This window comes from Cloacibacterium caeni, from assembly GCF_907163125.1.
In the GTDB taxonomy this organism is placed as follows: Bacteria; Bacteroidota; Bacteroidia; order Flavobacteriales; family Weeksellaceae; genus Cloacibacterium; species Cloacibacterium caeni_B.
In genome coordinates, this window is record NZ_OU015319.1 from 426993 (window position 1) to 451141 (window position 24149).

At 34.0% G+C, this 24149-nt stretch carries 17 protein-coding genes and 3 tRNA genes; 7 read left to right on the plus strand and 13 right to left on the minus strand.

The genetic code is table 11. The features are described from left to right. Positions 1-48 precede the first annotated feature (48 nt). The 10 genes from prmA to KKQ79_RS02030 all read right to left on the minus strand — a co-directional run bounded on the left by prmA (position 49) and on the right by KKQ79_RS02030 (position 7106). Positions 49-876 carry a 50S ribosomal protein L11 methyltransferase gene (gene prmA / locus KKQ79_RS01985; protein ID WP_213188739.1) on the minus strand — a complete coding sequence of 276 codons (828 nt, stop codon included), beginning with the start codon at positions 874-876 and terminating at the stop codon, positions 49-51. 153 nt (positions 877-1029) lie between these two features. Then, entirely contained in the window at positions 1030-1791 is a 762-nt protein-coding gene (gene tpiA, locus KKQ79_RS01990; RefSeq protein ID WP_213188740.1) for a triose-phosphate isomerase, read from the minus strand. A gap of 188 nt (positions 1792-1979) precedes the next feature. After that, positions 1980-2327, minus strand: coding sequence for a hypothetical protein (locus tag KKQ79_RS01995; protein ID WP_104792781.1), 348 nt, complete (start codon positions 2325-2327; stop codon positions 1980-1982). A gap of 17 nt (positions 2328-2344) precedes the next feature. Continuing rightward, positions 2345-3469: a BT_3928 family protein gene (locus tag KKQ79_RS02000; protein WP_213188741.1), complete on the minus strand. Its 1125-nt coding sequence runs from the start codon at positions 3467-3469 to the stop codon at positions 2345-2347. Between the two features lie 110 nt (positions 3470-3579). Further along, positions 3580-4125 (minus strand): DUF1599 domain-containing protein, encoded by a 546-nt coding sequence (locus KKQ79_RS02005; protein ID WP_213188742.1) that lies wholly within the window; start codon positions 4123-4125, stop codon positions 3580-3582. 133 nt (positions 4126-4258) lie between these two features. Then, the gene (locus KKQ79_RS02010; protein WP_104792430.1) at positions 4259-5419 is read right to left on the minus strand and encodes a THUMP domain-containing class I SAM-dependent RNA methyltransferase; all 1161 of its coding nucleotides are present in this window, start codon (positions 5417-5419) and stop codon (positions 4259-4261) included. A gap of 65 nt (positions 5420-5484) precedes the next feature. Continuing rightward, complete coding sequence (locus KKQ79_RS02015; RefSeq protein ID WP_213188743.1) at positions 5485-6699, minus strand: glycosyltransferase; 1215 nt, start codon at positions 6697-6699, stop codon at positions 5485-5487. Positions 6700-6754: 55 nt separating this feature from the next. After that, positions 6755-6828 (minus strand) — tRNA-Arg (locus KKQ79_RS02020). Positions 6829-6931: 103 nt separating this feature from the next. Then, positions 6932-7009 (minus strand) — tRNA-Pro (locus KKQ79_RS02025). Between the two features lie 12 nt (positions 7010-7021). Continuing rightward, positions 7022-7106 (minus strand) — tRNA-Ser (locus tag KKQ79_RS02030). A 133-nt stretch (positions 7107-7239) separates the two neighbouring features. Between KKQ79_RS02030 and KKQ79_RS02035 the strand changes: the two genes are divergently transcribed. Together KKQ79_RS02035 and KKQ79_RS02040 are read left to right on the plus strand one after the other, a co-directional pair. Then, a complete protein-coding gene (locus KKQ79_RS02035; RefSeq protein ID WP_213188744.1) occupies positions 7240-8241 on the plus strand; it encodes an N-acetylmuramoyl-L-alanine amidase in 1002 nt (333 codons plus the stop codon). Between the two features lie 18 nt (positions 8242-8259). Next, positions 8260-11130: a M16 family metallopeptidase gene (locus tag KKQ79_RS02040; RefSeq protein ID WP_213188745.1), complete on the plus strand. Its 2871-nt coding sequence runs from the start codon at positions 8260-8262 to the stop codon at positions 11128-11130. 209 nt (positions 11131-11339) lie between these two features. On the opposite strand, the gene KKQ79_RS02045 is transcribed toward KKQ79_RS02040, so the two are convergent. Continuing rightward, on the minus strand, positions 11340-13478 hold the full coding sequence (locus KKQ79_RS02045) for a S46 family peptidase (protein WP_213188746.1): 2139 nt from the start codon (positions 13476-13478) through the stop codon (positions 11340-11342). 146 nt (positions 13479-13624) lie between these two features. On the opposite strand from KKQ79_RS02045, the gene KKQ79_RS02050 reads away from it, so the two are divergent. After that, positions 13625-14101 carry a hypothetical protein gene (locus tag KKQ79_RS02050; RefSeq protein WP_213188747.1) on the plus strand — a complete coding sequence of 159 codons (477 nt, stop codon included), beginning with the start codon at positions 13625-13627 and terminating at the stop codon, positions 14099-14101. A 73-nt stretch (positions 14102-14174) separates the two neighbouring features. On the opposite strand, the gene KKQ79_RS02055 is transcribed toward KKQ79_RS02050, so the two are convergent. Continuing rightward, positions 14175-15740 carry a SulP family inorganic anion transporter gene (locus tag KKQ79_RS02055; RefSeq protein WP_213188748.1) on the minus strand — a complete coding sequence of 522 codons (1566 nt, stop codon included), beginning with the start codon at positions 15738-15740 and terminating at the stop codon, positions 14175-14177. 139 nt (positions 15741-15879) lie between these two features. Here KKQ79_RS02055 and KKQ79_RS02060 point away from each other — a divergent pair, with 139 nt between their 5' ends. Further along, positions 15880-16272: a hypothetical protein gene (locus KKQ79_RS02060; RefSeq protein WP_213188749.1), complete on the plus strand. Its 393-nt coding sequence runs from the start codon at positions 15880-15882 to the stop codon at positions 16270-16272. A 7-nt stretch (positions 16273-16279) separates the two neighbouring features. Then, the gene (locus KKQ79_RS02065) at positions 16280-16708 is read left to right on the plus strand and encodes a hypothetical protein (protein WP_213188750.1); all 429 of its coding nucleotides are present in this window, start codon (positions 16280-16282) and stop codon (positions 16706-16708) included. Between the two features lie 543 nt (positions 16709-17251). On the opposite strand, the gene ligA is transcribed toward KKQ79_RS02065, so the two are convergent. Next, positions 17252-19258, minus strand: coding sequence for an NAD-dependent DNA ligase LigA (ligA, locus tag KKQ79_RS02070; protein WP_213188751.1), 2007 nt, complete (start codon positions 19256-19258; stop codon positions 17252-17254). 742 nt (positions 19259-20000) lie between these two features. On the opposite strand from ligA, the gene KKQ79_RS13850 reads away from it, so the two are divergent. After that, the gene (locus KKQ79_RS13850; protein ID WP_250131171.1) at positions 20001-23609 is read left to right on the plus strand and encodes a type ISP restriction/modification enzyme; all 3609 of its coding nucleotides are present in this window, start codon (positions 20001-20003) and stop codon (positions 23607-23609) included. Between the two features lie 219 nt (positions 23610-23828). Further along, positions 23829-24134 carry a hypothetical protein gene (locus KKQ79_RS02090; protein ID WP_213188752.1) on the plus strand — a complete coding sequence of 102 codons (306 nt, stop codon included), beginning with the start codon at positions 23829-23831 and terminating at the stop codon, positions 24132-24134. The last annotated feature ends 15 nt before the right edge of the window (positions 24135-24149 follow it).

The window sequence follows — 24149 nt, forward strand, 5'->3', positions numbered from 1 at the left end:
GTGGAAATAAAAAAACGCTCAAATTTAATTGAACGTTTTTCTAAAAATTTATTTTTCCAAAAGTAAACTGCACCATTCTTCGCGCTGTTGTTTGTTTTTGAGTTTAAGCCCTTGTTCTGTGCAAACTTCCAAAATATCTGCTACATCAAAGAAACATAAGCCAGAAAGCAATAATTCGCTGCCTTCATTCATGTCTTTTACGTAAGTTGGGATGTCTGAAATCAAGATATTTCTGTTGATATTTGCTAAGATAATATCAAATTTTTCTTTGCCTAAATTTTCAGCAGTTCCAAGTTCAATTCTGAGTTCTACGTTGTTTCTCTCGGCATTTTCTTTAGAATTTTCCACAGACCATTCGTCAATATCAATCGCCAAAACATCTTTTGCACCTTTCATTTTGGCATAAATAGCCAAAACTGAGGTTCCGCAACCCATATCCAAAACTTTTTTGTCTGTGAAATCCATTTCCAACATTTGCTGAATCATGAGATGCGTAGTTGGGTGATGTCCCGTTCCGAAAGACATTTTCGGCTGAATAATGATTTCTTCCATGGCTGGATTGGGTTCGTGGAATTCTGCACGAATTAAGACTTTGTCTTCTACATTAATTGGAGAGAAGTTTTTTTCCCATTCTTCGTTCCAGTTGATGTTGGGCATTTCTTGGAAAGTGTAAGAAATTTTCACATTTTCATTGTTGAAAATTTCTAGGGTTTTGAAATTCTCTTCATTCACTAAATCTGTTGGAATGTAAGCTAGAATGCCTTCTAATTCTTCAGTGAAACTGTCAAAACCTATTTCAATAAGTTCTGCCATTAAGATTTCATTCCAAGGTTCTAGAGGTTGTATTGTGAAGTTGAATTCTGTATAGTTTTGCATTTGTTGCGTGTTAGATGTTTTTAAATTCCATGCAAATTTAGTGAAATTTTATGGCGCGAGCGAAGCGAGCGGCTAAGTTTCCGAATTGCAAAAGAAAAAAGCCGAGAATAATTCCCGACTTTTACTTTTTACTTGGATATTTTTACTTGGCTCTTATTGATTAAAACCTTCAATAATTTTAGAAAAATCTTCGATTTTAAGAGAAGCTCCACCAATTAAACCACCGTCAATATCTGGTTGAGAGAAAATCTCTTTCGCATTGTCTGGTTTTACAGAACCTCCGTAAAGAATAGAGATTTCATCAGCAACTTCTTGTCCGTATTTCGCAGCGATTAAACTTCTGATGTGAGCGTGAATTTCTTGCGCTTGTTCTGGAGAAGCTGTTTCGCCAGTTCCGATTGCCCAAACTGGTTCGTAAGCAATTACTACTTTTTTAATTTCTTCCGCAGTAAGCGTGAAAAGAGCAACTTCGGTTTGGTTTTTCACCACTTCAAGATGTTGACCAGCTTTTCTTTGTTCTAGAGTTTCTCCGTTGCAATAAATTGGAGTTAAACCTTTATCTAAAGCCAATTTTACTTTTCTGTTGCAGTGAGAATCGGTTTCACCATGGTATTGTCTTCTTTCGCTGTGACCAATGATAGAACCGTCCGCTTCGATAGATTGTAACATATCTGCAGAAATTTCACCTGTGTAAGCGCCACTTTCGTATTCGCTCATGTCTTGTGAAAAAACACCAACTTCGTTATTTTCGAAAATATCTCTTGCCATCATTAAGTACAATGAAGGCGGTGCAATCCAAACTTCGCAGTTGGTAGCGTTTGCTTTTTTATAATCTAATAATTGAGCCATTAATTGTTGAGCATCAATCACATTTTTGTTCATTTTCCAGTTTCCTGCTACAATGTTTTTTCTCATTTCTATAAAGTATTGAGGTTAAATTTTAAATTTTTACAAATTTCTGAATTTTTAAAGATTTACAGAAATTTGAGGGTATGAATTGAATCAGTTTTAATGAATTTCTTTCGTAGATTTTATTGATTTTCGGAGATTTATTTAAAATAAATCTAGAATCTAATTACCAACTACCAATTACCAATTACCAATTACATTTTCCAAATGGTTTTCATCAAAGAGTAGAAATCATGCTCTCTGTCTGAAACAGTTGCGTCTGCTTTGATGAGTTTTTTTGCAAATTGTTTAAATTCTTTACGTTCTTTTTCGGTAGAATCGTCAAGGAAACAATGTGCCTGAAACTCAAAATGGTCTTTCCAATCGCTAGGTTGAAGCGCAGAAATCACTTCTAACTCGTTATCCAAATTCACATGGAAAGGAAATTCTTCTTCTAGATATTCTCTGATGACTTGTTCTTCGCCTGCATGAAATTTATAATCTACAGCTGAAAGAATCATCAATAAATGATATCCTGCGATGGATTTGTTGGTTTTTCTCATAAAATGTTTTTTTTAGTTTATTCTTTTGGAATAACTTGATTCATGTACTCAATTAGACTTTTCTTTTCTACAATTTTTCCGTTTTCTAGAATCAAAACAAAAGGATTGCTTCTTGCAATAGTTTTGATGGCAGTTCCGTCCATTGTTAAACTTTTCACCTTTTTAAAAAATGATTTTTGAGTTGAAACGCCATAAAATTCTGATTTTGGATTTAATTCTTTATAATTGAAAATGAAATCTTCAATTCCGTATTCAAGAAAATTTTTATCATTTTCTTTTATTTTTTCTGGTGCGTATGAAAAGAAAATAACAACTTTTGGCAAATGTAGAATTTGTTCGGTAATATCATTTCCGTTTTCATCTTCTAATTTAAATTTATCGATAGAAGACTGATAACCTTGTTTTACTAAAACAGAAACTTCTTTACCTTTCTGAATTTGCCATGGTGTTCCTTCTTCCCAATATTCTTTTTGATTGATGAAATCATCTTGTCCTACCACTTTTTCCTCGCTAGTTTTGGCGTTTTTCAGCGTGTAAGAAGTTTTGTATTCCGAAGGATTGACCGATATTTTTTGTTTTTCTACATTTAAGTCAGTTCCAATTTTATAATCTCTGAAATCAATTAAAGGTTCGTGTACAATTCCGTAATAAATAACGTACGCAGAAATTAAAATTCCAATTCCAAGAAATGGCATTTTTAGAAATCCTTTTTCATTATTTAATGTGTCTGATTTTTTATTTAAAAACCAAAGAATAATTAAACCAAAAAGCAGCGCCATGTCTTTCCAGAAACTCTGCCAAGGTGTGAATTTAATGGCATCTCCGAAACAACCACAATCGGTAACTTTATTAAAATACGCCGAATAAAACGTAAGAAATGCAAAGAAAACGCACAAAGCAATTAACGAAATAAGTGTGCATTTTAGCTTCACCTTCAACAAAAGCATTAATCCTAAAACTAGTTCTAATGCGACTACTAAAATTGCAATTTCTAACGTGAAATTTTGTAAAAAAGTCAAATTAAAAACGTCTGGCGAAAAATATTCTTCGAGTTTAAAAGAAAAACCTTTTACGTCTATCGCTTTTACAAAGCCAGATGCAATGAAAATAATGGCTATAATGTATCTTAAAATTCTTTTCATTTTTTATAGTTTGGTTTTTTTGTCATTCTGAATGCAGTGTAACGAAATGAAGAATCTTTTTAAAATAGATTTTTCGCTTCACTTTGTTTCGCTCAAAATGACAAACGTTTTCAAATTTTCTCTTCCATCATTTTAATGAGACAGAAAACCGCATAATTTAGCATGTCATAATAATTGGCGTCTAAACCTTCCGAAACCAGAGTTTTCCCTTGGTTGTCTTCAATTTGTTTCGTGCGAAGAACTTTTTGATAAATTAAATCGGTGATAGATGAAATCCTCATTTCGCGCCATGCTTCACCATAATCGTGGTTTTTGCGAAGCATTAAATTTTTTGCTTTTTGAGCGTAATCATCATATAATTTCAGAATTTCAGTTCTGTCTTCGTCTAAATTTTCAGAAAAACCTTTCTCCAACTGAATTAAACCAATGATAGAGTAGTTCACAATCGCTATAAATTCATCTTCTTCGTGTTCATCTACCATTTTTACGTCTGTCATCTGTAAAGTACGGATTCTATTGACTTTTATATAAATTTGATCAGTAATAGAACTCGGTCTTAAAACACGCCAAGCTGCACCGTAATCTTGTAATTTTTTAGAAAATAAATCACGACATTGGTTAATGACTTCGCTAAATTGTAAAGCTGTATTTTGCATGGAATTTTTTGAAAAATTGATGTGTAAAGATAAGGATTTACCTCAAAAAAAGAAATTTAATAATTTTGTTTCTCTCGCAAATTTTGCAGATTAAGCAGATTAAATCAGCTAAATTTGCTCAATCTGCGAGATGCTATTTTTCCAACTTATGAATTTTCTTAGTGCCTTCGTACATTTCGTATTGCAAGAAACGGCATTCTAATTTTCCGTTGAACAATTTTATTTTTCTGGAAGGTCTTAAACCTACATTTTTCACGCCTTCTAAATCTGATGAAATCATCCAAGCCAAAGTATTTGGATATTTTTGTTTAAAAGTATCGCCAATTTTCTTGTAAAAATCGGGTTGGTTAATCGCAATTCTCTCATCATAAGGCGGATTGAAAACCATTAACAAAGGGAACATATCTTTTTCAGATTCAAAGAAATTCTGTTTTTTTACTTCAATTACATCTTCCATTTCTGCTGCTTCTATGTTGATTCTAGCAGCGTTGAGCATTCTTGCATCAATGTCGTAACCTACGATTTTCCCAGTAAATTCTTTAATTCTGTTGATTCTGAATTCTTTGATTTTTGCAAACAATTCAGCATCATAATTTTTCCAATTTTGGAATGCGAATTTCTTTCTGAAAATTTGCGCTGGTAAATCCATTGCGAGCATCGCAGCTTCTATCAAAAGTGTTCCACTTCCGCACATTGGATCAAGAAAATTTCCTTTGCCGTCCCAGCCAGCCAATTGCAACATTCCCGAAGCCAAGACTTCATTAATCGGCGCTTCTCCTTGTTCTTTTCTGTAACCACGCTTAAATAAAGGGTCTCCAGAAGAATCCAAAGAAATCGTTACCAATTCTCTGTCGATATGAAGGTGAAATTTAATATCAGGATTTTTAGGGTCTACATCTGGTCTGCGTCTTTCTTTCATCACGAAATAATCACAAATTGCATCTTTCATTTTCAAGGCTACAAATTGTGAATGCGTGAACGTTTCAGAATAAACCGTAGAATCTATGGCAAAACTTTGGTCTACACTCATTACGGTTTCCCAAGGAAAATCGAAAACTTTGTCATAAAATTTATTCTCATTCCATGCTTTAAAAGTTGCAATAGGAACCAAAATTTTAACAGCGGTTCTCGCTGAATAATTGATTTTGTATAGAAAACCAAGGTCGCCTTCACAATTTACCGCACGGTTTTTAATCTCTACTTTTCTCCCGCCTAACTTTTTAATTTCTTCGGCAAGAACTTCTTCTAAACCAAAAAATGTTTTTATCTGAATTTTTAAATTTTCTGTATCCATAGGTTTTTCAAAAGGCTTTTGCCTTATTTGAATTGAATGCGTAAAAATACGGAAATTTTGTGGGATTATTTTTTGTTCTTTTCTTCAATCCACTTACTCAGATACTTAGTGCTTTGTAGCGTGTGATGTTGAAGAATTTGACCTAAGAAATTTTGGTTTCTGTGTGATTCTAAATTCTCAGAAATTTCTTGAATTTTATGAATGAAATGGGGCTCAAAAAGTTCTTTTTTGAATCTATTTTCTACAATTTTATAACCGTTTTCTTGAGATTTTTGCCAAAGATTTTCATCTTGGTAGAGTAGAACTGCTTTTTCTACAAATTCTGTTTCGTTATCGGTAATAAAACCATTCCAGTCATGGTTTCCATGCATCGCTTCTGCACCAACTGCGGAAGTAACATTGGGTAATCCAAATTGCATACTTTCGAGCAATTTACCTTTGATTCCAGCTCCAAAAGGAATGGGTGCAAGTAAAACTTTAGCAGTATTAAAAACAGTTTCTACATTTTCGGCTCTTCCTTTGATGATGAAGCCTTCTTTTTCGTTGTGTAATTGAAAGACTTTTTCACTTGCGTAAGCACCATAAATATGAATTTCGGCTTCTTGAAGTTGGTTTTTAATGTTTTTCCAGAGTTTTTTCAGTTGAAGAACGGTTTGCCAATTCGGTTCGTGCAAAAAATTACCGATGCTGATAAAGTTTTTTCTTTTAGAAAAAGAAGTTTCAGGTTTTTTAACTTCTCCAAAAAGTGGGAGGTAAAATAAGATATTCTCGTCAATTCTAAACTTTTCGATGAGTAAATTCATTTCGAATTCAGAAATGATGAGGGAAAGGTCGCATCTTAAAATGGAAGCTATTTCACGTTTGAAAACGTCATTAATTAAATCTAAATGTTCTAAGTTTCTATTTTGTTTAAAGGCTTTTTCTCTGGCGGTTCTTAGAAAATGTAAGTCTTCGGTGTCAAGAATTTTTACGGCGTTCGGAACTTGCTCCGAAACTCGCCACCCGAATTGTTCTTCGGTGGTGAATCTGTCAAAAACAACAAAATCTGGGTTTAGATTTTTGATGAGTTCATCAAAACTACTGTCATTCAAAACAATATTTTGAAAAGAGATGTTTTTAGAACTCAAATCAAAACTGTTTTCTGAAATAGAAGCCGTGGAAAGAAAGGTGATTTGATAATTTTGAGTTAAGAATAAATCCATCAATTGAATCATTCTAGAACCGGCAGCTGTAGAAATAGGCTCTGGAAAAACCCTGCCAATGATTATCAAATTTTTCATTCATTTAAATAATAAATTAAAAAAAAGAAAAACCTCGCTAAAAGCGAGGTTTTCGTGAGCGCGTCAGGATTCGAACCTGAGACCGTCTGCTTAGAAGGCAGATGCTCTATCCAGCTGAGCTACGCACCCGAAGTTTTTAAAAAGGTTTCTCTCGAGACCGTTCCGATTAAAATCGGAATGCTCAATTTAGCAGAGCTACTAACCTTAATTTTCTTAAAATTTTCGATTTTTTTGGTCGGGGTGGCAGGATTCGAACCTGCGACCTCCTGGTCCCAAACCAGGCGCGATGACCGGACTACGCTACACCCCGAATTCTTGGTTGCGGAGGGTAAGGGATTCGAACCCTTGCGACCCTTGCGAGTCGACAGTTTAGCAAACTGCTCCGTTAACCACTCCGGCAACCCTCCTTGCAAATTCTTTTAAGAACTTCTCTTCCGTAATTGCGAGTGCAAATATAGGACAGTTTTCCTTAATAACCAAAAAAAAATTGCTAAAAATTTTCGTATTTTTGAATAAATAATCTTTTAAAAAATCAATAAAATGCGTAATTCATTATATTTCATAGGTTTAGCGTCTTTAATTATTTCTTGCGGTTCGCAAAAAGAAATTGCAAAACCTAATAATTTACCTCAACCCGCAACATCTACGATACCAAATCCTCCCAAATCAGAGATTAAACATGATGTACATGGCGATTATTTTACAGTAAATATAGCAGACCCAACTAAAAATGATAACACCATCAGTTATGGTTCTTTGGTGGGAGCAAAACCAGAAGGGTATAAAGTAACCAGAAATCATTTTCCTGCCATTGCACAAAATTTCAGACAGAAATATGTGATTTTACATTACACAGCTTTAGATCATGATAAATCTGTGAGGGTTTTAACCACTCAAGCCGTAAGTTCTCACTATTTGGTGAATGATTCTACCGATATAGAAATTTATCAGTTGGTAGACGAAAATAAAAGATCTTATCATGCAGGAATCAGTTCATGGAGAAAAGATGCAACGCTTAATGATACTTCTATCGGCATAGAAATCGTGAATGAAGGTTTTAAAGTAGTTGTCGGAAAAAGAGTTTTCGTTCCGTTTCCTGAACATCAAGTGAAAAAAGTAGCCGCTTTGGTTCAAGATATTGTAACGCGTTACCAAATTCCGCCGACCAATGTTTTAGCACATTCAGACATTGCGCCAACTCGTAAACAAGATCCAGGTCCATTATTTCCTTGGAAAAAATTGTATGACGAATACGGAATAGGAATGTGGTATGATGATGCTACAGTGCAGAGTTTCCAATCTCAAATTATTCCAGAAGAATTTAATGCAAAAATCAATGACATGGCTTTTGTGATGAAAGTACAGATTGCCCTAAAACAATTTGGCTATGGAGTTACAGAAACTGGAGTTTGGGATGATGCTACTAAGAAGACTATTGAGGCTTTCCAATATCATTTTAGACCACAAAATTACGATGGAAAAATAGATATAGAAACGTGGGCGATTTTACAGGCTCTCATTCAGAAATATCCCAATAAATAATTAAGAAATAAGAAATTAATGCAGACGAAATTAGTATTAAAAACTAAAAATTTTACAGATAAAAACGGGTACACTTACCAACAAGTAGAAGGAGATGAAACGGGTGTAAGAATTTACAAATTAAACAATGGATTAACGGTTTATTTGGCTCAAAATGACGATGCTCCTAGAATCCAAACCTATATTCCAGTAAGAACGGGAAGCAATAATGATCCATCAGACAATACAGGATTGGCGCATTATTTAGAGCACATGATGTTCAAAGGAACGAGCAAATTAGGAACTCTGGATTGGGAAAAAGAAAAAGTATTATTAGACCAAATTTCTGATTTGTACGAACTGCACAAATCAGAACAAAACCCAGAAATAAAGAAGGAAATTTATAGAAAAATAGACGAAATTTCTCAAGAAGCCAGTCAATATGCGATTGCCAATGAATATGACAAAGTCATTTCTTCTTTGGGTGCAACAGGAACCAATGCGCACACTTGGTTAGACGAAACCGTTTATAAAAATAACATTCCGAATAATGAATTGGAAAAATGGCTCAAAATAGAAAAAGAGCGTTTTTCTAGTCTAGTTTTAAGGCTTTTTCATACTGAGTTAGAATCGGTTTACGAAGAATTCAATCGTGCGCAAGACAATGATGTGAGGTTGGTAAATTACGCGCTTATGGAAGCCCTTTTTCCGAAGCATCCTAATGGTCAACAAACCACTCTGGGGAAATCTGAGCATTTGAAAAATCCTTCTATGCAGGCTATTCATCAATATTTCAATGATTTTTATGTGCCTAATAATATGGCGATGGTTTTGGTGGGAGATTTAGATTTTGAAGAAACCATTCTTTTGGTCGATCAATATTTTGGAAAGTTTGAGTACAAAGAACTTCCTAAGAAAGAAAAAATCATAGAAGAACCTCAAACCGAAATTGTAGAAAGAATTGTAAAAAGTCCTTCTGCGCCTAGATTAAACATCGCTTGGAGAACAGATTCTTATGGAACAAAAGAAGAGCATTTGGCAGAAATGGTGGCTCAGATTCTCTCCAATTCTGGCGAAGCAGGTTTGCTGGATTTAAACATTAACCAAAAGCATAAAGCGCTCAGAAGTTATGCTTATGAATTGGGTTTTAAGCAATACGGATTGTTCTCGCTCATGATTGTTCCGAAGGAAAATCAATCTTTAGAAGAGGCAGAACAACTGCTTTTGGCAGAGATAGAAAAAGTGAAAAATGGTGATTTCCCAGATTGGTTAATTCCTGCGATTATCAATGATATGAAATTGCAGAAAATCAGAAATCTAGAAACTGCAGATGGTTTAGCAACAGCGCTTTACGGGATTTATATCAATGACAGAACTTGGGAAGAAGAACTTTCGGAAATTGAGAAATTTGAGAAAATTACCAAGCAAGATGTGGTAGATTTTGCACAAAAATTCTTCCAAAAAAATTATGTGATCGTTAAAAAATTGCGTGGCGAAAACGAAAATCTTATCCGAGTAGAAAATCCGGGAATTACTCCTGTTAAAATCAATAGAGAAGCACAATCTGAGTTTTTGACCGAAATTCTTCACCAAAAATCTTCAGAAATTACTCCTAAATTTATTGATTATAAAAATATGATTGAGGAAACTCAAATTGGGGATAAAAAAATCAGTTTTGTTAGAAATAAATACAATCATATTGCGCAGTTGCATTTGATTTACAAAATCGGAACAGACCATGATAAAGAGCTTTTCTTAGCGGTACAAGTTTTGCAATATTTGGGAACTTCTCGTTTTTCGGCGGATCAATTAAGCCAAGAGTTTTTTAAATTGGGAATCAGTAATGATTTTAAAACGTATGACGACCAAATGATTATTTTGCTCACTGGTTTTGAGGAAAATCTAATCAAAGGTTTTGAACTTTTAAAACATTGGATTACCGAAGTTAAACCAGATGATGAGGTCTATGAAAGTACGATAGAATTGATTTTAGAAAGCCGAAATGTCGCTAAAAAAGACAAGTCAAGAATCATGACGGCATTAAGTCATTATGCTAAATTTGGTGAAAATTCCAGATTCAGAGATGTGATTCCTGAAGAAAAATTAAGAGCAACGAAAGTAGAACATCTTACTGAAAAAGTGAAGAATTTGACCCAATTACCTTATGAAATTTTCTTCTACGGTAAAGATTTTGAGGGGTTCAAAGAAAAAATTCAGCCGTTGTTAGAAAAAGCAACACTCACCATTCCAAAGCCGAAAATTTATCAAGAACTGGAAACTCAAGGAAAAGTTTTCTTTACCAATTATGATATGGTACAAATGGAAATGAGTAAAATTGGTAGGGCTTCTCAACTGAATACCGAAAATTACGGAAAAATCAATGTTTTTAATGAATATTTTGGCAGAGGTTTGTCGTCTATTGTTTTTCAGGAACTCAGAGAAAGCAAGAGTTTAGCGTATTCTGCGTATGTAAATTACTCTACTGCGACTTATTTGGATAGACATAATTACGTGGTAAGTTACATTGGTACACAAGCCAATAAATTGCATTTAGCAGTAGATGCGATGGCGGATTTAATGCAAGATTTGCCTCAAATTCCTACGCAATTTAATAATGCTAAAAATTCTGCGCTGAAACAAATTGCATCTACCCGAATAACCAGAACCAATATTTTCTTTAATTTTTTAAATCTTAAAAAAATAGGAATAGATTATGATATTAGAGAAAAAATTTACCACGAAATAGAAAATCTACAGTTAGAAGATTTAACCCAATTCTACAATCAAGAAATAAAACCGATCTCTTATAATGTTGCCATCATGGGCAAAAAAGAAAATTTAGACCATTCTGCGATTGAAAACTTAGGAGATTTTCACGAACTGAGTTTAGAAGAAATTTTTGGATATTAAAACTGAAAATTTTATAAAATAAGGTAGTTATAGTGTAACAAATAAAAAATTTAATAGACTTACCTTTGTATTACTCTACAGAGGTAAGAGTAAATTTCATCATTTGTGTTTGGCCTCAGAAGAAATTCTGAGGTTTTTTTTATGACTAGATTTTAAAAAAAAAAGAACGCACCTTTTGGCGCGTTCTTACTAAAATATTTTATCGAAAATTATTTTACAATTTTCATTTCGTCTAATAACCATCTTGCTCCAGCAAATTTATCGATGATAAATAAAATATACTTGGTCTGAACCATAATATTTCTACTGAATCTAGGGTCAAAATTAATGTCACTCATCGTGCCTTCCCATTGTCTGTCAAAATTTAAACCGATAAGGTTTCCTTTTTTGTCGAGAGCTGGACTTCCTGAGTTTCCACCAGTGGTATGATTGGTTGCAGTAAATGCTAATGGGATTTTTCCTGCTGCATTTTTGTAATCGCCATAATCTTTGGTGTTGTATAACTGAATTAATTTTTGTGGAACATCAAATTCATAATCTCCAGGTACATATTTTTCCATTACACCATCTAAAGTGGTTTCATAGTGGTAAGAAATCGCATCTGCAGGATTAGAACCTTTCACTTTTCCGTAAGTTACTCTGAGTGTAGAATTCGCATCTGGGAAAAATTTTCTTTCGGTATCTGTAGCCATCATTTGCGCTAAATATTTCTTTTGCAAAGCGTCTATTTTGCTTTGTAAACCTACATATTGAGCATCTGCTTTATTTACATAAGTTTCTCTCATTTTGGTTAAAGTCTGATAAATAGGGTCAGCTTTCAGATTTTTTACCAATTCTGGAATATTTGAGAAAACTTGGTCAATATTAGAATAAACGGTAGCTCCGTTTACCGAATTTCTTCCTGAAATCACAGAATTTCTGCTCCAGTTTTCAAGAACTTGAAGATTTTGGTTCACATCTTTAAATTGAGCAAAACCTTCTGGTAAAAATTCTGGTGCAGTTTTATTTGCATATAAAGCCAAAAGTTTAGCAGTAACTTTAGCATCTAATTCGCCGTCATAATCTTTGTAGAATCCAGAAAGTCTGTTTTTAAAACCTTTTACAGCTTTATCATCTACTTTTCCTGCTTCATAATTTTGTACGAAAGCATAAAACTGATTTGCCAACGTTAATGTTTCAGCATTTCGTAGAATTTCGCTGTAATAAGCATTGTTTAAAGCATAAGGCGCTTGTTGGTCATACAGTTTTTTAAATTCATCAAGAGACGTTTTAATTTCTGAATTTTTAGCCACTAGAGAACTTTCATAAGCTTGTTTTTTAGCAACAGCGTTTGATTTTTTAAGACCTTTTGTTTCGCCAATCCATTTTTTCCAATAATTGGCAACAGAAGCGTATTTAGAAGCATATTTAATTCTGGTAGCATCGTCTGCACGCATTTTTTCGTCTAGCGTTTTCAGCGCGATGTCTCTTACTTCAATTCTCGCAGGATTGGTATCTGTGATGATTTTTTCAATCGCTACGCTTGGCAAATATTCATTGGTTCTACCCGGAAATCCGAAAACGAAAGTGAAATCATTTTCCTTAATGTCTTTTACAGAAATCGGTAAGAAATGTTTTGGCGTAAAAGGAATATTGTCTTTAGAATATTCCGCTGGTTTGTTGTTTTTATCAGCGTAAATTCTAAACATAGAAAAATCACCAGTATGTCTTGGCCAAACCCAGTTATCCGTATCAGAACCGAATTTACCAATGCTTTGTGGTGGTGCTCCTACTAATCTGATGTCTTTATAGGTTTCTACTACAAATGCATAATATTTATTTCCTGCAAACATAGGTCTTACAATAATACTTTGGTAAGATTCTATTTTTTGAGATTTCTTGTAAGCGTCTATATTTTCATTGATTTTTTTAGTCAATTCTGCTCCACTTAATGAAGAAGTATTGCCTAAAATATCTTGAGTAATTTCTTTAATATCCGTAACAAAATCTACGGTAACGCCAGGGTTTGGCAATTCTTCCTCCATGTTTTTTGCCCAATATCCATTGGTCAATAAATCATTTTCTACGGTAGAATGGCTTTGGATATTGTCATAACCGCAGTGGTGATTGGTTAATAATAAACCTTTTGGAGAAATAATTTCTGCGGTACAACCTCCGTCAAACTGAACTACAGCGTCTTTGATACTCGGTTTTTCAGTGTTCCAAATGTCTTGGGCTTTGATTTTCATTCCCAGAGATTTCATCTCTTTTTCATTAATTTCAGTAGGAATCCACATTCCTCCGTATTGCTGACAAAAAAAAGCAACAGCCTGAAATAATGTCGCTATAATAAACGTTTTCTTAAGCATTAATTCATATTTTAAAATGAGTGCCTAAAATTAATCAAAAAATATCATCATCTCACAATTTTGAAAGCATTTAACATAATTGTATAAAACATTTGGAGACGTATCCATCTATCTTTGCCTTAACCAAATCACAAAATTTTTATAAAATGACTACACATCACACAGAAGATAGATTACAGCATTATGAATTTGACCAGTATACGGTGACCACCAATTTTGCAACCTATGAAGATGCGGTAAATTATGCCAATGAACACCAAGGTGAATTGGTAGAAGTAGGTTTTACAGATGGTTCTGATAATCCTACACCCAATGATTCGGCGAAGTTGGTAGAAAGTAAAAAACCTTTTAAGGTAGAATTACCAGATCATCCCAATTATAGAGTGCTTTATTCTGATGCTGAAGGATTTCAAGAAATGGCAGACCAAATTCTTTTTGAAATGAAAAAAGCAGAAAATGACATGCTGCCAGAAGATATTTTGTCTGACCAAAATATTGCACCAGGAGATAGAATCATTATCACAGATGAAAGCGGTGTAAATACCGTAACTACTAGAGAAAGAATTAAATTTTTAATGCGAGGAAATGTATACGAACTTGCCGTAAAAACAAATAACATTTAAACAGACAAATTTACTTCATATTTTCAGTATTTGATTTTTAGACCGAAAGCCTTCATAATGTTATGAGGGCTTTTTAATGAGAAATCGCCGCAGTTTCTACGGTTTCTATATTAATCATTTGAAGCTGAATGTGTCTGTCATGTGCTTTATTTTTGAAATCTGAAATAATTTCTAAAACATCATGGTCTATAAAATGAACTTCGGAGCCGTCAATAGTTAATACGGAATAAGCAGGAACTTTATCCAAAGCATTTTTAATTTTCACTTTATTGATGAAGGTTACATTGCTGTGAAGTTTCAATTTATATTGGTTAATCCCTTGAAAATGCGTTTTTTCTATGTCGTAATTTTCTTTGAAATTTTCTTTGATGATGTAATAAATAGAAATCAATAAACCAATAGAAACACCTATTAATAAGTCTGTTACAAGGATAATAATAATAGTGGCGATAAATGGAATAAACTGTTTTAAACCGAGTTTAAAGAGATGTTTATAAATCTCAATTCTTGTCAATCCAAAACCTGTAATAATCAAAATAGCAGATAAAGAAGCATACGGAATCATATTAATCAAAAACGGAATCAGCAATACAGAGAGCAATAAAAATATTCCATGCATGAAGGCTGAAACTTTAGTTTTTGCGCCAGCTTCTATATTAGCAGAACCTCTTACAACTACTGCAGTGATGGGAATTGCGCCTACAAGTCCACAAAGGAAATTACCAATTCCTTGCGCAATTAATTCACGATTTACAGGCGTGATTCTGTTGTGACGGTCTAGTTTATCCATCGCTTCTATACAAAGCAAAGTTTCTAGTGTAGCCAAAATTCCTATGAGAATTCCGTCTTTCCAGATTTCTTGATTGCTCAGAATTTTAGAAAATTCAGGAAATTTAATTTCTGCAAACATATTTTCTGGAATATTCACCAATTGATTAGGTTTCAAAGCATAAGAAGAACCGAAATAATTCATTAAAAAGTTGATTAAAATTCCAAAAATAACCACCAAAAGTGGAGCAGGAATCTTATTGAATTTTTGAAACTGTGGTTTTTTCATCAGAATTAAAATCGCCAAAGAAATCACAGAAATAAAAACGGCACCTCTGGTAATATGAGAATTAAATTCAACTAAGTTTCCTAAGAAATTTTTTGAAGTAAAGATTTGTACAAAACCACTCGTCCAAAAATCAGGTTGATTGTAACCTAAAGCCAATGGAATTTGTTTAGAAATCAAGATAATTCCTATAGCAGCCATCATTCCTTTAATCACCGAACTGGGAAAATAACTGGCAAAAACACCCAGTTTTAAAACGCCTAATAAAATTTGGAATAGTCCAGCAATAATAACAGTTAATAAAAAAGTTTGAAAATCGCCTAGACTGATGATAGAAGCGGCGACAACCGTAGTTAAACCAGCAGCAGGACCAGAAACAGCTAAATCTGAACCACTCAAAACTCCTACTACAATTCCACCGATAATTCCTGATAAAATACCCGAATAAAGTGGAGCTCCAGAAGCTAATGCAACACCCAAACACAAGGGAAGTGCAACTAGAAAAACCGTGAGACCTGCTGATAAATCGTGTCTCTTAAACATTAACCAATAATACTTAAACGTTCTATCAAGATGCAAATCCATTGTTCTAAATTTTAATACAAATTTATGAAAATTTAAAACTTTGTCCTGAGAAAGTTATAAAATGTTAATTCTGTATGAAATCAAGAAAATATTATAAAATACTAAGCGCTTGTTTAATCTAATTTTGTACTGTAAAATCATGCTTAGTTTTAATCACATACTGCAACTGTTTATTTTGGCGATACCTATTGCTTGTATCGCTTGGACAGTTACGCACGAAGAAATTTTCAAAGAACCGCGAGAATATTGTCAAAAAAGAGTAGAAAACGCAACTTCACTCTCGGAGAAAAAGTTTTTTTATCTCTTTACCTGTGAGTATTGTTTTAGTCATTATGTGACGATATTTTTCTTATTGATCACAAATTTCACCTTGTTCTTTGAAGATTGGCGAGGATATCTCATTGCAGGATTTTCATTAGTTTGGATAGCCAATATTTACATGAGCTTATTTGGTTTCTTGAGACAAAACCTAAAAGCCGAAAAAATAGAAGCAAAAATTAAAAATATTGAGTACAACGATTTAAAAAAATAAAAATTAAATGCACTACGGGAAAAAAATATTAGAATTTATGGTAGGAAATTTCAAAATCTACACCGGTTTTGGAAACTACAAACAAGCAGAAGAGTTTGCCCAAAAAACCAATGGCGAACTCACAGAGATTGTATATCATGACGGAAAAATAGAGCCAGAATTTTCAGATAAAGCCAAATTAGTAGAAAAGAAAATGCCGTTCAATGTAGAACTTTCACAAGACTACACGGTTTTTTATTCTAATGATGAGTTTTTTGAAAAATACACTCCAGCCGAACATGAACAAAATTATGAATGTGAAAATCAAAACACACTCAATGCTCAAAACGTGATTATTTTTAATGGAGATTATCATAATTCTCCTTGTTTAAAAGAAAGATTAAAGAAACTTGCCAATTCTCATTTTTATGAATTAGCCGTTAAAGTTTCCATTTAAAAGCAAAAGCTCAAGAATTTTCTTGAGCTTTTTTGTTTATTTTCAAAAAACAATTAATTTTTGAATATTAAAAACGGAAAGTTTTTCACAGTTAAAAATAAAATCAAAGGAAACAAAGAGTAAATTTGCTAGCGAATTGAAAAAGCATACACTTCAAAGCGAATGAATTTCGCAAACTTTGCTTGCTTAGAATATTCAGGTAAATAAAAAATCTTTGCGATTGAAGAATATTGAACAACATCTATGATGTTGCTTAAAGTTCTCAAAAACACAAATATATCAACTGTTATCCGTGAACTTTTTGATAGAAATGACTTGCATTAACTTTCAATCAAATCCAAAAGCATTTGTTTGAAACGAAAGAAAAGCATACGCTTCAAAGCGAATGAATTTCGCCAACTTTGCTTGCTTAGAATATTCAGGTAAATAAAAAATCTTTGCGATTGAAGAATATTGAACAACATCTTTGATGTTGCTTAGTGCTCTCAAAAACACAAACAGATCAACTGTTCTTCGTGAACTTTGTGATAGAAATGACTTGCATTAACTTTCAATCAAATCCAAAAACTGTTGTTCATCTAAAATCGTAATCGTACCGATGTCTTGCGCTTTTTTGAGTTTGCTTCCTGCCTTTTCTCCAACCACCAAATAGTTGAGGTTTTTAGACACTGCCGAAATATTTTTTCCGCCATGCTTTTCTACCATTTCTTCGGCTTGTTCACGCGTAAAAAGCGAAAGTTTCCCTGTGAAAAGAAAGGTTTTGCCTTCTAAAACAGTACTCAAAACTTCTGTGGTGTTTTCACCTTTTTCCAGTTGAACGCCATAACTTCTCAATCGTTCTATCACCTCCCAGTTTTCGGGATTTTGAAGATAAGAAACGATGCTTTCCGCAATTTTAGAGCCAATGTCTTCTACTTGACAGAGTTCTTCCTCAGTGGCATTTTTTAAATCATCAATACTAGGGAAATTCTTCGCCAATTTTTTGGCAACCGTTTCTCCTACGTGTTTGATGCCGATTCCGTACAATACTTTTTCGTAAGGAATTTGTTTAGATTTTTCTACGCCGTCAATGATGTTTTGGGCAGATTTTTCCGCCATTCTTTCTAGCGGAAGCAATTGTTCTTTGCGCAAAGTGTAAAAATCTGCAATATTGTTCAGTAAACCTTCACGGTAGAGTTGTTCTATGGTTTCACTGCCTAAATTTTCAATATTCAAAGCTTTTCTGGAAACGTAATGAATCATTTTCCCAACAACTTGTGGTGGACAATGCGTTTCATTAGGGCAAAAATGAGCAGCCTGATCTTCTAAACGAATCAGCTCACTTCCACATTCTGGACAATGCGTAGCATACTGAACTTCTGTAGCAAAAACATTTCGTTTTCCTACATTTACGCCTACAATTTTCGGAATAATTTCTCCGCCTTTTTCTACATAGACGAAATCTCCTACATGCAAATCCAGTTTTTTGATAATATCTTCGTTGTGCAGAGAAGCGCGTTTTACAATGGTTCCAGCCAAGAGAACGGGAGCCAAATTCGCAACAGGTGTTACTGCACCAGTTCTTCCCACTTGATAATCGATGCTGAGTAATTCTGTTTCTACTTTTTCGGCTTTAAATTTATAAGCCATTGCAAAACGTGGAGATTTTGCGGTGTAACCTAATAATTGCTGTTGTTTCAGGGAATTTACTTTGATTACAATTCCGTCAATGTCGAAATTCAGTTTCTTGCGTTTTTCGTCCCAGAAATTGATGAAATCTTGTACTTCTTGAATATTTTTACAAAGTTGGGCGTTTTCAGAAATTTTGAACCCCCAGGTTTTTGCCTGTTGAAGCAGTTCGAAATGCGTTTCGGCAGGACTGTTTTCACTCACAAATTGATAGAGTACCGCTGAAAGATTTCTCTTTCTTACTTCGCCAGAATCTTGCAGTTTCAGACTTCCAGAAGCAGTATTTCTTGGGTTCATAAAAGCGTCATAACCTTCTGCCAATCGCTCTTCATTAATTTTGTTGAAGTTGTGGTGCGTAAGATAAATTTCGCCACGCATGTAAAATCTTTCTGGGAAATTTCCCTGCAACTGAAGCGGAATGTCTTTGATGGTCTTCACATTGGCAGTGATTTCATCGCCTAGGAAACCATCACCTCTTGTTACGGCTTGAGAAAGTTTACCGTTTTCAAATAAAATGGAAATAGAAGCACCATCATATTTCAGTTCGGCGACAAATTCTATGTCTTCGGTTTCTAAAATTTTAGAAATTCTGGTGTGCCAATCCTGTAAATCATTGAAATCATAAGAGTTGTCCAAAGAATACATTCTGAACTGATGCTGAACGGTAGGGAAATTTTTGGTGATTTCTCCACCTACTCTCAAGGTAGGAGAATGCGGGTCATAAAACTCTGGGTGCGCTGCTTCCAGTTCTTGCAGCTCCTTAAGTTTGGCATCAAACTCAAAATCCGAAATCGTAGGCTCATCTAACACATAATAATTGTAATTATGCTGATGCAGTTCTTCTCTTAATTCTTCTATTCTTTGTAGGATATGTTCAGGCATTTTCTGTAGAAAGATTTTAGCAAAAATAACTAAAATAGTTGGAAATTAGGTTAAGGAAAAGAGCAAGTGTCCTGCCTTTATCCTGTAAGTATCTAGCAAGTGTCTAGGATTTATAATCCGAATGTTGAAAACATAACCTTTTCATTCTGAACGAAGCGCAGCAAAGTGAAGAATCTCTTTATGAAGAGAAAGATTTTCTAAAAGTGTAAATAGAAAAAACAGTGTACTTCATAGAACATCTATGATGTTCCTTAGAGAACTTAAAAACGCAATCATTTCACCAATACTTAGTGAACTTTGTGATAAAAATAAGTTACTTTATAGAGCCCTGTCGTTCTGAATGAAGCGTAGCAAAGTAAAGAATCTCTTTATGAAGAGAAATATTTTCTAAAAGTGTAAATAGAAAAACCTGTGTACTTCATAGAACATCTATGATGTTCCTTAGAGAACTTAAAAACGAAATCATTTCACCAATACTTAGTGAACTTTGTGATAAAAATAATCCGTTTCATAGAGCTCTGTCATTCTGAACGAAGCGCAGCAAAGTGAAGAATCTCTACATTATGAAACAGATTTTTCGCTTCATTCTTCCGCTCAAAATGACAAAATGTTTTATATGTAATACAAACTTCCAATCCATGAGCATATAAATACAAGCACAGCAATCTACGCTGTGCTTTTTCTTGTTCTAATAACATTTTTTAAAAACTTTTCATTAATTTTATGCACTTCAATAATAACTATGATTAATCAATACCTTTCTAAACTTTCTCAATTATATTTTGCAGGTAATGCAACCGAACATTCTTATCGTGGAGATTTACAAATTCTGCTTCAGGAGATTCTAGGTAAAGAATTTTCTGTAATTAATGAGCCAACCCGCCAAAAATGTGGCGCTCCAGATTATATTGTTTCCAAAAAAGAAGTGCCTATTGGTTATATAGAAGCCAAAGATTTAAAATTAGGAATAGACCATAAGAAAAATAAACCACAGTTCGACCGTTATAGAAATGCACTCGAAAATCTAATTATTACCGATTATCTACATTTTGAATTCTATAAAAATGGCGAACTGAAAACCAAAATCGCTCTTGGCGAAATCTTGATGAACGAAATCGTTCCACATGAGAAAAACTTTGAAACATTCATTCATCTCATCAAAGATTTTGGGCAAGAAGTCTCGCAAACCATCAAAAATTCTGAAAAACTAGCAGAAATGATGGCTAATAAAGCTTTGTTAATGGCAGATGTGATACACAATGCTTTAGACGAAGACGATTTGGCGGAAAAAAATACAGAATTGGTACAGCAAAGAACAGCGTTTAAAGATATGCTGATTCATGATATTGATAACCAACTTTTTGCAGATCTTTATTCTCAGACCATTGCTTACGGACTTTTCGTGGCACGTTATCACGACCCTACTTTGCCTACGTTTGATAGGATAGAAGCCGCCAATCTTATCCCGAAATCTAATCCTTTTTTGAGGAAACTTTTTCAGCATATTGCAGGTTTTGATTTAGATATACGTCTCAAATGGATTGTGGAAGAATTGGTGCAGATTTTCCTCGCTTCTGATGTGAAGGATATTATGAAAAACTTCGGGAAATCTACCAGACAAGAAGACCCCGTTATTCATTTCTACGAAACATTCTTGGGAAAATACAACCCAAAACTCCGTAAATCTCGCGGTGTTTGGTACACGCCACAACCTGTGGTGCAATTTATCGTACGTGCAGTAGATGATTTGCTGAAATCTGAATTTGGATTGTCTCAAGGTTTGGCAGATACTTCTAAAATCAAAAGCAAAATAGATTTTCACGGCAAAAAAGTAGATAAAGAATTTCACAGAGTGCAAGTTCTAGACCCTGCAACAGGTACAGGAACCTTTTTAGCCGAAACCATAAAACACATCTACGAAGAAAATTTTAAAAACATCAACGAGGGAATTTGGCCTCAATATGTAGAAAAAGATCTCATTCCTAGAATTAATGGTTTTGAGCTCTTGATGGCGAGTTATTCTATGGCACATCTTAAACTAGATATGCTGCTTTCTGAAACAGGTTACGAAACCAACCAAGACCAGCGTTTTAATATTTTCTTGACCAATTCTCTGGAAGAACACCACAAAGATACAGGTACACTCTTTGCCAGTTGGCTTTCTGATGAATCTACTCTGGCAAACCAAATTAAACGAGATACACCTGTAATGTGCGTCATTGGAAATCCACCGTATTCAGGAATTTCTTCTAATAATGGAGAGTGGATTTCTAAATTAATTGATGATTATAAATATGTAGATGGAGTTCATTTTAATGAAAGAAAACATTGGTTGAATGATGATTATGTAAAATTTATAAGATTTGCTCAATATTTGGTAGAAAAAAATGGAGAGGGAATTGTTGCGTTTATCAATCCTCATGGTTATCTCGATAACCCTACTTTTAGAGGAATGCGTTGGAATTTATTAAAAACTTTTGATAAAATTTACACCATTGATTTGCATGGCAACAGCAAGAAAAAAGAAACTGCTCCAGATGGAAGTGCAGACCAAAATGTGTTTGATATTATGCAAGGTGTTTCTATTAACCTTTTTGTAAAAACCAATAAAAAAGCTAAAAATGAATTAGGAAAAGTTTTTCATTATGATTTGTTTGGGAAAAGAAATGATAAATACAATTTTTTACAAGAAAATTCATTAAGAACTATTGATTTTAAAGAATTGAAACCTGAAAAACCGTTTTTACTTTTTGTTAATAGAATAAATGAGGGAAGTTATTTTAATAATACATTTCAGGTTAATGATTTGTTTTTGAATAATGTAACAGGAACTCAAACAGGAAATGACAAGTTCTTATTTAATTACAATAAAGAAAATTTAGTTAAAGCTTTAAATGAAATTTCAACTAATGAAATTTCAGATTATATAAAAAGAATTGCATATAGACCTTTTGATTTTGGGCATATGTTCTTTATTAAAGGTTTGGGAGAAGAAAAATTTGGCATTGAAATTCCTAAATCTTATAGAACAAGATTTTCACTGATGAAAAATATGCTTAAAGAAAATGTAAATTTGATTATTGGTAGACAAGGTCAGGTTGTTGGAAATATGCCTTGGAATTTGATTTTTTCTTCAAACGAAGTTGTTGATTTGAATATGTTTTATCGTGGTGGAGGAAACGTTTTCCCGCTTTACCTTTACCAAGAACCCACTGCATTTGATGAGCGAGAAAGAATCCCTAATTTCAATCCTAAAATTCTGGCAGAGATAGAAGCAAAACTCGGCATGAAATGCGTAGATGATGAGAACTTCGGCAAAGAAAACTTCGGCAAAGAAAACTTCGGCAAAGAGAACTTCAGCAAAGAGAACTTCGGCAAAGAGAACTTCGGCAAAGAGAACTTCGGGAAAGAGAACTTCGGCAAAGAGAACTTCGGCAAAGAGAACTTCGGCAAAGAGAACTTCGGCAAAGAGAACTTCGGGAAAGAGAACTTCGGCAAAGAGAACTTCGGCAAAGAGAACTTCGGCAAAGAGAACTTCGGCAAAGTTTTAAACTTTGCCGAAGTTGAGAACACTCCAGAGGTTGAGAACACTCCAGAGGTTGAGAACACTTCAGAAGTTGAGAACACTTCAGAGGTTGAGAACACTCCAGAGGTTGAGAACACTCCTGAAGCTAAGAACGCTTCAAAAGCTGAGAGTAAAAAAACAAACTTTTCTCCACTCAATCTTTTAGATTACATCTACGCCGTTTTACATTCCCCAAAATACAGAGAAACCTATAAAGAATTCCTAAAAATAGATTTCCCTAGAGTTCCTTTTCCAGATGCTGTAGGTACAAGTCGTGACTTGTCCACTATTCAAAAGAATTTTTGGGATTTGGTACAATTAGGTTCAGAAATCAGAAAACTCCATCTTTTAGAAGAAATTGCGAATAAAGACCTCCAAACCAAATATCCTATTGCTGGAAATAACGTGGTAGCAAAACCTACTTTTGTAAAAACTGAAAACTTTAGCAAAGAGAACTTCGGCAAAGAGAACTTCGGCAAAGAGAACTTCAGCAAACAGAACTTCGGCAAAGTTTCAAACTTTGCCGAAGTTAAGAGCGCTCCAGAAGTTGAAAACCTCACAGGAAAAGTCTTCATCAACGAAACCCAGTATTTCGACAACGTACCAGAAACCGCATGGAATTTCTACATTGGTGGTTATCAACCCGCGCAAAAATGGCTAAAAGACCGTAAAGAAAGAGAACTTTCTTATGAAGACATTCTTCATTACCAAAAAATCATCTACGCCCTTACCAAAACAGATGAACTGATGAAGAAGATAGATGATATTTGCTTCACCGAAGTTTAAAACTTAAATAGCTTCAGCAAAGAGAACTTCGGGAAAGAGAACTTCAGCAAAGAGAACTTCGGCAAAGTTTTAAACTTTGCCGAAGTTGAAGAAGTTAAAAAAGTTCCAAACTTTGCCGAAGTTGAAGAAGTTAAAAAAGTTCTAAACTTTGCCGAAGTTTAAGAAGTTAAAAAAGTTCTAAACTTTGCCGAAGTTTAAGAAGTTAAAAAAGTTCCAACTTTGCAGACATTGATAATTTTAAATTTTGTCACCAGAGAATTGTGGAAATTTAACTTCGGCAAAGAGAACTTCAGCAAAGAGAACTTCAGCAAAGGGAACTTCAGCAAAGGGAACTTCGGCAAAGAGAACTTCAGCAAAGGGAACTTCAGGAAAGAGAACTTCGGGAAAGAGAACTTCGGGAAAGAGAACTTCGGCAAAGTTCCAAACTTTGCCGAAGTTGAAGAAGTTAAAAAAGTTCTAAACTTTGCCGAAGTTGAAAAAGTTCTAAACTTTGCCGAAGTTGAAGAAGTTAAAAAAAAGTTCTAAACTTTGCCGAAGTTG

Excerpts from the sequence above, each read along its gene's own strand:
- prmA (WP_213188739.1), bottom strand. The coding sequence starts at position 876 with ATGCAAAACTATACAGAATTCAACTTCACAATACAACCTCTAGAACCT.
- tpiA (WP_213188740.1), bottom strand. The coding sequence starts at position 1,791 with ATGAGAAAAAACATTGTAGCAGGAAACTGGAAAATGAACAAAAATGTG.
- KKQ79_RS01995 (WP_104792781.1), bottom strand. The coding sequence starts at position 2,327 with ATGAGAAAAACCAACAAATCCATCGCAGGATATCATTTATTGATGATT.
- KKQ79_RS02000 (WP_213188741.1), bottom strand. The coding sequence starts at position 3,469 with ATGAAAAGAATTTTAAGATACATTATAGCCATTATTTTCATTGCATCT.
- KKQ79_RS02005 (WP_213188742.1), bottom strand. The coding sequence starts at position 4,125 with ATGCAAAATACAGCTTTACAATTTAGCGAAGTCATTAACCAATGTCGT.
- KKQ79_RS02010 (WP_104792430.1), bottom strand. The coding sequence starts at position 5,419 with ATGGATACAGAAAATTTAAAAATTCAGATAAAAACATTTTTTGGTTTA.
- KKQ79_RS02015 (WP_213188743.1), bottom strand. The coding sequence starts at position 6,699 with ATGAAAAATTTGATAATCATTGGCAGGGTTTTTCCAGAGCCTATTTCT.
- KKQ79_RS02035 (WP_213188744.1), top strand. The coding sequence starts at position 7,240 with ATGCGTAATTCATTATATTTCATAGGTTTAGCGTCTTTAATTATTTCT.
- KKQ79_RS02040 (WP_213188745.1), top strand. The coding sequence starts at position 8,260 with ATGCAGACGAAATTAGTATTAAAAACTAAAAATTTTACAGATAAAAAC.
- KKQ79_RS02045 (WP_213188746.1), bottom strand. The coding sequence starts at position 13,478 with ATGCTTAAGAAAACGTTTATTATAGCGACATTATTTCAGGCTGTTGCT.
- KKQ79_RS02050 (WP_213188747.1), top strand. The coding sequence starts at position 13,625 with ATGACTACACATCACACAGAAGATAGATTACAGCATTATGAATTTGAC.
- KKQ79_RS02055 (WP_213188748.1), bottom strand. The coding sequence starts at position 15,740 with ATGGATTTGCATCTTGATAGAACGTTTAAGTATTATTGGTTAATGTTT.
- KKQ79_RS02060 (WP_213188749.1), top strand. The coding sequence starts at position 15,880 with ATGCTTAGTTTTAATCACATACTGCAACTGTTTATTTTGGCGATACCT.
- KKQ79_RS02065 (WP_213188750.1), top strand. The coding sequence starts at position 16,280 with ATGCACTACGGGAAAAAAATATTAGAATTTATGGTAGGAAATTTCAAA.
- ligA (WP_213188751.1), bottom strand. The coding sequence starts at position 19,258 with ATGCCTGAACATATCCTACAAAGAATAGAAGAATTAAGAGAAGAACTG.
- KKQ79_RS13850 (WP_250131171.1), top strand. The coding sequence starts at position 20,001 with ATGATTAATCAATACCTTTCTAAACTTTCTCAATTATATTTTGCAGGT.